This window comes from Mycolicibacterium sarraceniae (assembly GCF_010731875.1).
In the GTDB taxonomy this organism is placed as follows: domain Bacteria; phylum Actinomycetota; class Actinomycetes; order Mycobacteriales; family Mycobacteriaceae; genus Mycobacterium; species Mycobacterium sarraceniae.
Genome location: NZ_AP022595.1, coordinates 1,535,076 through 1,546,419, shown reverse-complemented (window position 1 = coordinate 1,546,419; position 11,344 = coordinate 1,535,076). Strand labels below are relative to the sequence as shown.

Below are 11,344 nucleotides of genomic sequence, written 5' to 3'. Positions count from 1 at the left end.
ACTCGGGGCGATCCACTCAGTAACCGACCGGACCGACCGGCTGGGCGTAGCGCATCCGCACCGGTCCGGTGTACCCCGCGACGGTGATGTCGGTCTGGGTCTGCTCGCGGTAACCCAACCCGAATCGCACGACGTACTGCTTGTACAAGGTCACCAGGGGCGCGGCGGCCAGGGCCGCCCGCATCGCGTTGGCGTCGCCGATCGCGGTGATGGTGTACGGCGGACTGTAGGTACGCCCGTTGAGCAGCAGGGTGTTGCCGACGCAGCGTGGTGCGGAGGTTCCGATGATCCGCTGGTCCTGCATCTGGATCGCCTCGGCGCCGGCGCTCCAGAGGGCGTTGAGCACGGCCTGGATGTCCTGCTGATGGACCACCAGGTCGTCGGGGGAGGCGTCGCGGGGGAAGCGACCGTTGGCGTCACGCTGAGCGTCGGACAGCGTGACGACCAGTCCCGCGCCGTGCACCGGATCCAGGCCTGCCTCGCCGGCCAGTTCGCCGGCGCGGGCCAGCATGGCCGCCAGCGCGGTGCCGGCAGAAGCGCCGTGGGTGGAGTCGACTTGGGCGGCCAGCCCGTCACGTTGAGCGTTGAGCCGGTCGACGGAGTTCTGGGTTGCGTGGACCAGGTCGACCAGCCGCGGTGAGTCGGCGCGGCGGATCTCGCTGCCACCGGAAACGCTGTGGGTGGCGGCCAGCAGCACCCCGGCCAACAGGCACACCACCGGGACGCCGAATCTCCACGGCGAGCGCGTCGCGCCCGTCGTCGCTGGTGCCGGAGTGGTCGGGTCTCGGTGCCGCTGCGTTAATCTCATAGTCGGTCTGCGCATCATCGTCGCAGAAGTTCCCGGCCCGAAGGTACCCATGCCCAAGTCCAAGGTTCGCAAGAAGAACGATTTCACGATCAACCCGGTGAGCCGCACTCCGGTCAAGGTCAAGGCCGGACCGTCGAGCGTGTGGTTCGTCGTGTTGTTCATCAGCCTCATGCTCTTCGGGCTGGCCTGGCTGCTGGTGTTCCAGCTGGCGGCCTCCGGCCTGGATGTGCCCAGCGCGCTGCAGTGGATGGCCAAGCTGGGTCCGTGGAACTATGCGATCGCGTTCGGGTTCATGATCACTGGTTTGTTGCTGACAATGCGGTGGCGTTGATCGGGGCGAATGCCGTAGGGGATTCGAGCTGTTCGTTCGCGGTTGTGATGCTGGCAACGTTCTGGTCACCCAATCACACGCGTGTGATTCATCCCCATTGTTGATAGCGCCTGTGGATAACTGCATCACCCACGGTAGACACCCCCGAGGACGCCATGCAGCAAACTGAGTGGGGCCCCAAGATCGGGGCCGTCGCAGGTCTTGGCGTCGCGGGAATCTTGATGGCAATCGGCTGCGCGACCGTTGTCACAGACCCCCCTGGCCGAATCCTCACCGCGATCGCTGCGATAGGGCTGCTGGCGTTCGCGTGTGGATCATGGCGAGCCAGACCCAAGCTGGCTATCACCGAGGACGGGCTGGTGTACCGCGGCTGGTTCCGGGCGCAGACGGTGCGTCGTCCGGACATCGCACTGATCCGCATCACCGAGTTCCGCCGCATCGGTCGCAAGACGCGGCTGTTGGAGATCGAAACCACGGCGGACCGGTTGATCGTGCTCAGCCGATGGGATCTCGGGGCCGATCCGCTCAGCGTTTTGGATGCGCTGACCGACGCCGGCTATGCAGGGCGGTGATCCAACGCTAGGAGATGGTGATGGACTCGATCACCACGGCGTCATTCGGCCGATCATTGCGATCGGTGGGCGTGGTGGCGATCGCGTCGACGACCTTCTGCGACTCGGGATCGACGACCTCACCAAAGATGGTGTGCCGACGATTCAGGTGCGGGGTCTTGCCGACGGTGATGAAGAACTGGGACCCGTTGGTGCCGGGACCGGCGTTTGCCATCGCGAGCAGGTAGGGCTTGTCGAATTGAAGCTCGCCGTGGAATTCATCGGCGAACTTGTAGCCCGGGCCGCCACGGCCGGTGCCGGTTGGATCGCCGCCCTGGATCATGAAACCGTCGATGACGCGATGGAAGACCGCGCCGTCATAGAACGGTCCGGCGGTGCTGCCCGACGCGTTCTGCGTCGAGTACTCCTTGGTGCCCTGGGCCAAACCGACGAAGTTGGCGACGGTCTTGGGGGCGTGGTTACCGAACAGGGCGATCTTGATGTCGCCGCGGTTGGTGTGCAGGGTCGCGGTTGCGGTCGCAATAGAGCTCGTCACGGGAGCTCAGTCTGCCACTAGCGTCATGTGGCCGATCTCGCGGCCACCCTCGACCCTGCTGTGGCAGTGTTGGTGCCACTACCCATTGCCAGTGCCGGGAGGATCCCATGGGCCGCACGATTGAACCCAAAATCACGTCGCGCCAACGCCTTAACCGCGGACTTCGTTACACCGCCGCGGGTCCGGTGGATATCACCCGCGGTGTGGTCGGCGTCAGTGCGCACGGAGTGGAATCGGCCGCAAGCGCGATCAAGCGCCGTGCCCGCGAGGCCCGTGCGGTGCGAGATGGGGTGGCCAAGGAGGCCGAGGCGGTCAAGCACGTGGTAGCCGAACTGCCCCACGTTCTGGCCGAGATCCGCCGTGCACAGCATCGGCGGCGGCTGTTCATCTTCGGCCTCCTCGGGATGGCTGTGGTGGCCGGCGGCGCGGTGGCGTTCTCGATCACACGACGCTCGGCGACGCCCGAGCCGTCGACACTGCCGCCGAGCGTGGATGTCGCGCCGAAGATCTGAGTTCAGTTGTGCGTCTCCACTATCGATTGCCGTCCAAAGCGGTTCCGCTCACAGAAATCGGTGCTGCGTCGCATCATGACGTCATGTTTTTTGGGGGAGTCTCACTCGCGCGACAGTGAAGTGCGGGCTTGGCAATTGTGGACAGGCGATCTTCACCAGCAGGGAGACCTTCACATGTCGCCGCTGCAAGAAGACGCTGCCGCAACGACTGGCAATCCCCGTCGACAGGCTCCGGTGCGCACCCAGCCCGACACTCGATGAGTGCCGACGCTCGCAATCTGCGTGATGGCGGTCCCGCTTCTCGGATGCCCAGCAGAAATTTCTAAAACGTACATTGCGCTTTGCCCGCGAGACCCTACGGCGTATCGTCCGAAACGCCGGAATCGTTCAGGACGAGAGCGCGATGGGGACAGAATTCGCTGGTGACTGCGTCGCAAGTGTCATGACGTTCGGACTCACTTCGCCACGAGCGCGGGCACGAAAGCCGGCGGCGCTCCTCGGGGCCGTCGTCGTCGGGGCAGGGCTGCTCGCATCTGTCGCACCGGATCCACTACCGCCGCCCGTGCGCACTGTTCAGCTCGACATCGCAATGACAAGCTCAGTCGGTCCGGTGGTGGGCCTTGTCACCGAATTCGTGAAGACAGTGGCACGGATCCTTCTGCTTCCGGCGCTGCCGGTGATCATCGGAGCAGTCCTCTACCAGAACACCGCGACCTGCTATTCGAATAATTCGTGTGGCCGCGATCCGCTGTTCCAGTTGTCGAATCTCATCATCAAGGCGACGACGGCGCTGACGGCTTCGGCCGTACCCGCAGCTGCCCAGGTCCCCACCAAGGCGAGCCGGGTGACCACTCCGCGAAAGACGTCGGCTGCACAGCACCATCCCGCGCGCAGCACCACGGCCGCAGCGCACGCCAAGGCTCCAACCAAATTTACAAGCGCTAAGCGCGGTACGGGACACAGCGCGCGATACTGACGCACCGTGTGGAAGATGATGTTTCACGTGAATCGTTGTGGAGCCTAAGAGATTCGATATCTATAGGGGACCGAAGCCTGACGTCGACGTCCTTGACGGGACCACATCACCCCGTGTCCCGCCTGTCGTAGCGAGATTATCTGTAGTACGCCGCCGACAGCCCTTGCGGCGACCGGTTGTTGACCGTCGCTGGGAACGACGACCACGGGGTGGGCCTTCGTCGTTGAGCGTGCCGATGTGGTCGTTGGTGTGACCGGGGTTTGATCTTGGTGGTCTGCACCGTCAGTGTGTCGAGGAACTGATGGTGCGCGGCACCCCGCTGAAGTCTTGGCCGGCTTGGCGGGGTGCCGCGCTGTAGTGCTCGGAGGCACTGATGGTGACCGTAGAGGTCGATCTTGTTCGCGTCGAGTCCCGGTTGGCGGCTGGGGAGCTGTCGTGTCCGTCGTGCCCGGACGGGGTGCTGGCCCGGTGGGGTTTCGGGCGGTCGCGGCGGGTGGTCGGGCTGGAGGGTCCGGTCCGGCCTCGCCGGTCGCGGTGCCGGGGGGTGTGCGGTGACTCATGTGTTGTTGCCGGTGTCGTTGTTGCTGCGCAGGGCGTATGCCGCGGAGCTGGTATGGGCGGTGTTGCAGGCCCGGGCGGCCGGTGTCGGGCATCGGCGGATCGCCGCGGCGGCGGGTATCCCGGCGTGCACGGTCCGGCGCTGGTTGCGGGTGATCGGTCGGCGGGTCGAGGCGGTGCGCCAGTGGTTCATCGGGGTCGCGGTGACCGCGGGGGGTGGAGGTGTCGATACCTCCGGCGACCGGCACAGCTGTCGGGGATGTTCTGGCTGCGGTGGGCGCGGCGAGGGCGGCGATGGTGTCCCGGTTCGGGCCGGGACGGCTGGTCGGCGCGGTGACGGCGGTTTCAGTGGCGGTGGCGTGCAGCGGTGCCCGGCTGCTCGCGCCGGAGTGGCCGCCGGTGTCGGGGTGGGTGGGTGCAACACCAGTTGCCCTCTGATGCGCGGTGGGGTCGATGGGCCATCGTCGCGGGGATGACTGCCCTGGCAACGGGTTTGGGCGGCATCGCCAGCGGTGAAGGAGTCAGTGCGGTGTTGGGTGAGGATGAGAAGCGCCGGGCGCGGGCCCAGGCGGTGGGGTTGTTCCGCTACCAGTTGATCTGCCCGGCGTTGGATCAGGGCCTGTCGACGAAGGCCCGGGGCCGGCTGGTCCGCCAGATCGCCTCCGGTGAGCACACCGACCCGTTCGGGACCCCGGTGCGGTATTCCCGGGACACCCTGGATCGGTGGATCCGCCGGTATCGGGCCGGCGGGTTCGTCGAGTTGGTGCCCAGCCCCCGGACGTGTGTGCCGCGCACCGATACCGCAGTGTTGGAGATGGCCGCGGCCCTCAAGCGGGAGAACCCGGCCCGGACCGCCGCGCAGGTGGGCAGGATCCTGCGCACCGCGACCGGGTGGGCGCCGCCCTCGGAATCGACCCTGCTGCGGCTGTTCCACCGCCTGGAGCTGATCGGCCCGGCCGCCGGGGATGCCCCGGTGGTGTTCGGCCGGTTCGAAGCCGCCAACCCCAACGACCGGTGGACCGGGGACGCCCTGCACGGCCCGCGGATCGGCGGGAGGAAAACCTATCTGTTCGCCTTCCTCGATGATCATTCCCGGCTGGTCTGCGGCTACCGTTTCGGCTTCGCCGAGGACGCCGTCCGGTTGGGTGCCGCGCTGCAACCCGCACTGGCCGCCCGCGGGTCCCGGCCAGCGTCTATGTCGATAACGGGTCGGCCTTCGTCGATGCCTGGCTGCTGCGGGCGTGCGCGAAACTCGGCGTGCGCCTGGTCCATTCCACCCGCACCGCCCCCAGGGCAGAGGCAAGATCGAACGGTTCTTCCGCACCGTGCGTGAGCAGTTCCTGGTCGAGATCGTCGATACCACCGCCGAACAGCTCGCCGCTACCGGGGTTGATCACCGCACCGCGCTGCTGGAACTGAACCGGCTGTTCACCGCGTGGGTCGAAACCGAGTACCACCGCCGCACCCACACCGAGACCGGCCACGCCCCGCTGGACCGCTGGGAGCAAGGCTGGACCCGGCTCGGCCGCGGCCCGGCGGTACCGACATCCGCGGATCTGACCGAGGCGTTCCTGTGGTCGGAGCACCGCACCGTCACCAAAACGGCCACGGTGTCGTTGCACGGCAACACCTTTCAAGTCGATACGGCCCTGATCGGGCGGCGGGTGGAGTTGGTGTTCTCACCCTTCGACCTGGAAACCATCGAAGTCCGCTACCGCGAGGTCCGCTACGGCCGGGCCGTGCCGCACATCATCACCCGCCATACCCACCCCAAAGCCCGACCCGAAACACCCGAACCAGCCCCGGCGGCGACCGGGATCGACTACCTGGCGCTGACCGCCCAGACCCACCACGAGCAGATCCGCGCCGATCACCGCATCGGATACAACGCCCTGTTCGCCACCCCACCACCGCGCGTACCGACGGCCAGATCCCCGGACAACTCAGCATCGACGACATCGCCAGCCTTGACGACCAGGATGGGGTGTCGGCGTGAGTATCGAACGGCTGCAACAGTATTACGGCTTCACCCGGATGCCCTTCGGCCGCGCTCTGGCCCCCCGGGATGCTGCACCGCCACCCCGGCCACAGCGAAGCCGTCGCCCGGATCTCCTGGTGTGTGGACCAGCATGCGATCGGGGTCATCACCGGGGAGGTCGGTGCCGGTAAGACCGTCGCGATCCGGGCCGCGACCGCCGCGCTCGATCCGGCCCGCCACGTCATCATCTACCTGCCCAACCCCTCGGTCGGGGTCCGCGGCATGCTGCACCACATCGTCACCGCGTTGGGGCGGGTGCCCAGTTTCTACACCGCCACCCTGGCCCCCCCAGGCCGCCGAGGCCCTGGCCGCTGAACACGCCGAACGCGGCCGAACCCCCGTCGTGGTCATCGACGAAGCCCACCTGCTCGACAACACCCAAATGGAAGCGATCCGCATGCTCACCAACCACGACATGGACTCCGGGTCACCCTTCGCCGCCCTGCTCGTCGGGCAACCCACCCTGCGGCATCGCCTGCGTCTGGGCGTGCTGGCCGCACTCGATCAGCGCATCGCGATGCGCTACGCGATCGCCGGCATGGCCCCCGCCGATACCGCCGACTACATCGGCCACCACGCCACGATCGCCGGCCGCACCGACACCCTGTTCTCCGACGACGCGATCACCCTGATCCACAACGCCGCCCGGGGCTACCCCCGGGCGGTCAACAACCTCGCCGTGCACGCACTGACCGCGGCGTTCGCCGCGAAAGCCGCGATCGTCGATGAGAAAGCCGCCCGGATCGCGGTCACTGAAACAGGCCACGACTGAATCACCGACCATGCGACGTCACCGCACCGAGGACGCCGTCACCATGCAGACGAAGGCCCTGCCCGCTACGCGGACAGGGCCTTCGCTACATCAACACCATCGGCATCCACGATGACGCCATCAACTGCATCCACAGCGACGGTCAACACCGGTCACGCTGGCTTCGGCACCCGTCGGTTGCGGAGGTGGTGCTGGCAGGACGCGCGGAGGCTGGCTACGGCCGTACGGTGAGCAAGCCCCTGGTCACTACTGGGCGATCTCGATTTCCACCGAGCAATGATCAGAACCTGTGGATGAGCCTTGGCGAGGGGCGTGAAAGTGGGCGCACTTCCCGAGGATGATCTGAAGTCCAAGGTTCTCTGATCAAGACCGGCGTTGACGCGCTGGTTGGGAAGGTACGCCCATGCTCACGGTAGTTCACGACACGGAATGCTCCAACGAGAAGAGCGCCGGTGTCGGTCGGTCGTTGCTCGATGAGATTGTCCGCGACGGCGCGCGGCAGATGCTCGCGACGGCGTTGGCCGCCGAAGTGGCCGCCTACATCGATGCCCATGCCGGTGAGGTCGACGAGCACGGCCGGCGTCTGGTGGTCTGCAACGGCTACCACCGCGAGCGTGACGTGCTGACCGCGGCGGGCGCGGTCACGGTGACGGCGCGCCGCGGGTCAACGACAAGCGCGTCGACGCCGATACCGCAGAGCGACAACGGTTCGCCTCGGCGATCCTGCCCGCCTGGTCACGCAAGTCGCCGCAGATGACCGAGGTACTCCCGCTGCTGTACTTGCATGGCTTGTCGACCAGCGACTTCGGTCCGGCGTTGGAGCAGTTCCTGGGCTCGGGTGCGGGTTTGTCGGCCACGACGATCACTCGGCTGACTTCCCAGTGGCAAGACGAGGCCAAGACCTTCCAAGACCGTGACCTCTCGAACACCGACTACGTCTACCTGTGGGTCGACGGGATCCACCTCAAGGTCCGCCTCGAGCAGGAGAAGCTGTGCTTGTTGGTGATGATCGGCGTGCGGTCCGATGGCCGCAAGGAGCTCGTCGCGCTCACCGACGGCTACCTCGACCTCGGCAAGAGTTGAAATCTGGCGCGCAGGTTGTCGTGCTCTCCACGCTTCCAACCGTGGGTCCACTCCGCGGAGGCCGCCTGGTCCGCACCCAAGAGTCGTTCTCGATCCGCTGGCCACAGGTCATCCCCAGAGACGGTCAACAGCCAGTGCGTCGGCGCCGATTCCGTTGTCAAGCGACCATCGGTAGAAGCCGCGCAGATGGCGGTGGTAGGTGTAGCGCGAGCTCGCAGCTAGCGCGTCCGAGGCGAGAAACCGCGAGATCGCCAGCACGGCCTGACCTGCGCGAATTGTTGTGGAGCCTAGGAGATTCGAACTCCTGACATCTGCCTTGCAAAGGCGAATCGCCTTGCAGTTCAGGCGCTTTCGTCGTGTCTGACGTGCTGAAACACACAACTGTAGTTAACAGTAGTTATCTGTAACTGTGGTCAGATTGTGGTCATACGGTGGCCCGGTCTCGACTCATCGACCTCTAGCCACGGGCTGGTACTTCCATAGCTCGAGCTCTTGCCAGTCGCTAGGGAAGCCCATCATCTGGTGGGTCACCACCTGCGGAACACCTGGCAACTTCTTCGCTTGCGTGGCGAACGAACGCGGCCAGTTACTGTACGGATCGACCGTGGTCAACACGCTCGCAAGCACCGCAGCGAGCGAGTACAACTTTCGCCGCATGAGGTCCGGACTTGAAGCGAGGTGGTCTAGACGCGAGTCAATGGCACCCGTCGCAAATTCAGGCAGCGTGTAAGTGAAGCTGCGATTCCAAATTCTGTCACCGTGCGCGCAGTGGTTCCGCAACAGATTCAAGGATTTCGTCCAGGCCCGGAAGTCTGGCTCACGCCGGGGGCCGAAATTGCGGGAAATCTTGACGCGGTCGTCTCGGAGCAAGAACCCGTATAGGCGCGCGATCAGGCCCAGATCCATCACTTCAGTCGCTGCCCATATGGGTAAGCGGCCGTCATACTTCTCCTTGAAGTGTTTGACGAAGTCCTCCCGCTCGGCGTCCTTACAACGTTTGTCGTACTTCGTCAGCCAAATGTCGTAGCGAGTCCGTCCTCCAGGATCTGAGCTATCCGCGGGGTGCCCGCAGAAACCGCCGTCTAGCGCGTTCTCGGGATCTAGGTGCCCATACTTGTCCCGCCGGCCCAGCGTGTAGGCGATTTGCACCCTCAGCGCTACTTCGAACGCTTCAAGGCCAGCAAGTAGAGTCGCGCGCAGTTTTACGTCGAAGTCATGCAAATCCACTGCGGCCTCGAGCGAAGAGCCGTCGACGAATTGGCTTTCGACAACCCCATCGGCATCGCGCTTCCGGAATGAGTACGTGTATGCCGAAAGCCGGTAGTAACCAGTTCTCTTCAAGCTCGAAAGTGCCGCGGCATGGTCCCGATAAGGCATACCCCGTTCAACGAGCCGCGCTAGCTGCTGCTCGTAAGTCAGATGAGGTTTGTCGTACGTGACCACGACATAAACTTCTACAGGAATCCACCGCCAAACCACAGCGTGGTCCGTAAGAAATGATTTATCCACAAACTGTGCACAAGTCATGCACAGATGAAAACCGACCCGTACATCCCATGACTTAACGTCGGCGAGATGCAGAGGGGCCGGTGTTGATACCGCCAAGTTAGGCGACAGTACGACGGGCTGTCAACTACCCCTTGACACCCTTGAGCTGCGCTTATATACCTCTCAGCGCGGTTATACCGTCCCGGTTCGGCCGCCGAAGGAAATCACCTTCGGGACGCTAGATCATGGCTACCCGTGTCATCTAGCGTGCTTTTTGAAGTGTCTGTACACAGGGGTGTAGACACGACTACAGCGTGTCGCCCCCGCGAGGTTATGTGATCTTTATCACACTATTTGCGTGTTGGCTAGGGTTCGTTGTATGAGTCGCACGCCCCAAGCCAGCATTGTGTAACGAATTACCGTGCCTGACCTGAGCAAATATGCCTCACAGCGAGGGGGGCGCCACATCGCCCTACAACCCGAACGCGCCACCAGAACACCCTCAGAGCCCCGGAATCGGCACCCACACGCCCAGCCAGGACCCCCGCCGCCCGAAACGTGGGGAACCGTACACAGCAGAATCTGCAGCTTCGGCCGATGTCCTTTGGCGGCAGGGGTACGGGGTCTCCCCGGGTGCCTCTTGTCGATCTCTGCAGGTCAGATCTGGTGCTATGCCTGGTGCAGAATCTCGTGCTGCCGGCGGCTGGCGACTGCGTGCCGGTTGTTGAACGCGGCCCGCGCGGCGTCGAGGAGTTCGACGGGTGGGTTTGGGGCGGCCTCGCCGACTCGGTAGAGCGCGGCGATGATCTCCTCGGTGTCGATGCCGTAGCAGGAGATGATGCCGGGGTTGTCGCCGGCCGCGTAGCTGGCGAGGAGGTCTTCGAAGACCTCGCGCGCTTCGGCCTCTGTTGGCTGTCTGGCGAGCATGCCATTCACGATAGGTCCGTCATCAGTTTCCACGTGCTGTTCGTGCTTCCCGTGCGGTTTTGTCGACGTGGCAGTTGTGGCAGGCCGAGGTGAGGTTGGTGTCGTCGTCGGTGCCACCGAGGTGAACCGGGACGATGTGGTCGACTTCGGTGGCGTAGACGGTGCAGCGCGGGCCGTGGAGTTGGCAGCGGGCGCCGTCGCGGAGGAGAGTGGCGGCGCGTTTGTCTCGCCATGCTCGGTTGCCGGTGCGGCCGGCGCTGGCCGTACGCGGGCTGGTCTTCCACCCGCTGTGCTCGGGGCACCTGCGGGTCGGCGGCGTGACCAGGGTGGTGCAGCCGCCGACTCCGCATTGCTTGCGTGCTCGCCCCATGTGCTAGCTGCCGCCGAACATGATCTTGACGATCGCGGCTTCGTGGGGGAAGCCGAAGGCGACGCGCATGGTGGAGCGGACCGCGAGGCTGTCGGATCCGAAGTAGTAGCTCGGGTCGATCGCGACCTCGACGTCGGAGCGGGTGACCACGTACACGCGGGGCTTGGGGATGCCCCAGATCAGGCCGTCGTCGATGACGGTGTCGGGCAGTGACCACAGGGGCACGCCGAGGACCTGGCGGCGGGTGGGCAGTGTCGGGTCGGGTTGCAGCAGTGGTTCGTTGGATCCGGTCTCGCGCTTGAGCTTGGACAGCGTCAGCACTGTACTGGCGTTGGCGCCGAAGCCAGTCAGTTGGGCACCGACGTTTTCGGCGT

At 65.1% G+C, this 11,344-nt stretch carries 11 protein-coding genes and 3 pseudogenes; 8 read left to right on the top strand and 6 right to left on the bottom strand.

Going from position 1 to position 11,344, the window contains the following annotated elements; all coding sequences use genetic code 11:
• Window positions 1–16: 16 nt before the first annotated feature.
• Window positions 17–808, bottom strand: a complete 792-nt coding sequence (locus G6N13_RS07900) for a DUF881 domain-containing protein (RefSeq protein WP_179965104.1) — start codon at window positions 806–808, stop codon at window positions 17–19.
• A 49-nt stretch (window positions 809–857) separates the two neighbouring features.
• Between G6N13_RS07900 and crgA the strand changes: the two genes are divergently transcribed.
• Window positions 858–1,139: a cell division protein CrgA gene (gene crgA, locus G6N13_RS07895; RefSeq protein ID WP_163696003.1), complete on the top strand. Its 282-nt coding sequence runs from the start codon at window positions 858–860 to the stop codon at window positions 1,137–1,139.
• Window positions 1,140–1,294: 155 nt separating this feature from the next.
• A complete protein-coding gene (locus G6N13_RS07890; protein WP_163696001.1) occupies window positions 1,295–1,711 on the top strand; it encodes a PH domain-containing protein in 417 nt (138 codons plus the stop codon).
• 7 nt (window positions 1,712–1,718) lie between these two features.
• On the opposite strand, the gene G6N13_RS07885 is transcribed toward G6N13_RS07890, so the two are convergent.
• Window positions 1,719–2,246, bottom strand: coding sequence for a peptidylprolyl isomerase (locus tag G6N13_RS07885; protein ID WP_163695999.1), 528 nt, complete (start codon window positions 2,244–2,246; stop codon window positions 1,719–1,721).
• Window positions 2,247–2,353: 107 nt separating this feature from the next.
• On the opposite strand from G6N13_RS07885, the gene cwsA reads away from it, so the two are divergent.
• The 6 genes and pseudogenes from cwsA to G6N13_RS07855 all read left to right on the top strand — a co-directional run.
• A complete protein-coding gene (gene cwsA / locus G6N13_RS07880) occupies window positions 2,354–2,758 on the top strand; it encodes a cell wall synthesis protein CwsA (RefSeq protein WP_163695997.1) in 405 nt (134 codons plus the stop codon).
• A gap of 589 nt (window positions 2,759–3,347) precedes the next feature.
• Window positions 3,348–3,734 (top strand): hypothetical protein, encoded by a 387-nt coding sequence (locus G6N13_RS07875; RefSeq protein ID WP_163695995.1) that lies wholly within the window; start codon window positions 3,348–3,350, stop codon window positions 3,732–3,734.
• 551 nt (window positions 3,735–4,285) lie between these two features.
• Window positions 4,286–4,768, top strand: a complete 483-nt coding sequence (locus G6N13_RS25650) for a hypothetical protein (RefSeq protein WP_268949093.1) — start codon at window positions 4,286–4,288, stop codon at window positions 4,766–4,768.
• Window positions 4,765–6,288 (top strand): annotated as a pseudogene (locus G6N13_RS07865) (DDE-type integrase/transposase/recombinase). Before G6N13_RS25650 ends, G6N13_RS07865 begins: the two are co-directional and overlap by 4 nt.
• 38 nt (window positions 6,289–6,326) lie before the next feature.
• A pseudogene (locus tag G6N13_RS07860) lies at window positions 6,327–7,102 on the top strand (ExeA family protein).
• Between the two features lie 403 nt (window positions 7,103–7,505).
• Window positions 7,506–8,182: pseudogene (locus G6N13_RS07855) on the top strand (transposase); the annotation flags it as partial.
• A gap of 450 nt (window positions 8,183–8,632) precedes the next feature.
• On the opposite strand, the gene G6N13_RS07850 reads toward G6N13_RS07855, so the two are convergent.
• The 4 genes from G6N13_RS07850 to G6N13_RS07835 form a co-directional block, all read right to left on the bottom strand.
• A complete protein-coding gene (locus tag G6N13_RS07850; RefSeq protein WP_163695993.1) occupies window positions 8,633–9,628 on the bottom strand; it encodes an Abi family protein in 996 nt (331 codons plus the stop codon).
• Window positions 9,629–10,342: 714 nt separating this feature from the next.
• The gene (locus G6N13_RS07845; RefSeq protein WP_163695991.1) at window positions 10,343–10,600 is read right to left on the bottom strand and encodes a hypothetical protein; all 258 of its coding nucleotides are present in this window, start codon (window positions 10,598–10,600) and stop codon (window positions 10,343–10,345) included.
• Window positions 10,601–10,622: 22 nt separating this feature from the next.
• Window positions 10,623–10,970 carry an HNH endonuclease gene (locus G6N13_RS07840; protein ID WP_163695990.1) on the bottom strand — a complete coding sequence of 116 codons (348 nt, stop codon included), beginning with the start codon at window positions 10,968–10,970 and terminating at the stop codon, window positions 10,623–10,625.
• Between the two features lie 3 nt (window positions 10,971–10,973).
• The gene (locus G6N13_RS07835; protein WP_235677964.1) at window positions 10,974–11,291 is read right to left on the bottom strand and encodes a phage major capsid protein; all 318 of its coding nucleotides are present in this window, start codon (window positions 11,289–11,291) and stop codon (window positions 10,974–10,976) included.
• Window positions 11,292–11,344: the final 53 nt, after the last annotated feature.

Excerpts from the sequence above, each read along its gene's own strand:
- G6N13_RS07890 (WP_163696001.1), top strand. The coding sequence starts at position 1,295 with ATGCAGCAAACTGAGTGGGGCCCCAAGATCGGGGCCGTCGCAGGTCTT.
- G6N13_RS07875 (WP_163695995.1), top strand. The coding sequence starts at position 3,348 with ATGACAAGCTCAGTCGGTCCGGTGGTGGGCCTTGTCACCGAATTCGTG.
- G6N13_RS07840 (WP_163695990.1), bottom strand. The coding sequence starts at position 10,970 with ATGGGGCGAGCACGCAAGCAATGCGGAGTCGGCGGCTGCACCACCCTG.
- crgA (WP_163696003.1), top strand. The coding sequence starts at position 858 with ATGCCCAAGTCCAAGGTTCGCAAGAAGAACGATTTCACGATCAACCCG.
- G6N13_RS07845 (WP_163695991.1), bottom strand. The coding sequence starts at position 10,600 with ATGCTCGCCAGACAGCCAACAGAGGCCGAAGCGCGCGAGGTCTTCGAA.
- G6N13_RS07900 (WP_179965104.1), bottom strand. The coding sequence starts at position 808 with ATGAGATTAACGCAGCGGCACCGAGACCCGACCACTCCGGCACCAGCG.
- cwsA (WP_163695997.1), top strand. The coding sequence starts at position 2,354 with ATGGGCCGCACGATTGAACCCAAAATCACGTCGCGCCAACGCCTTAAC.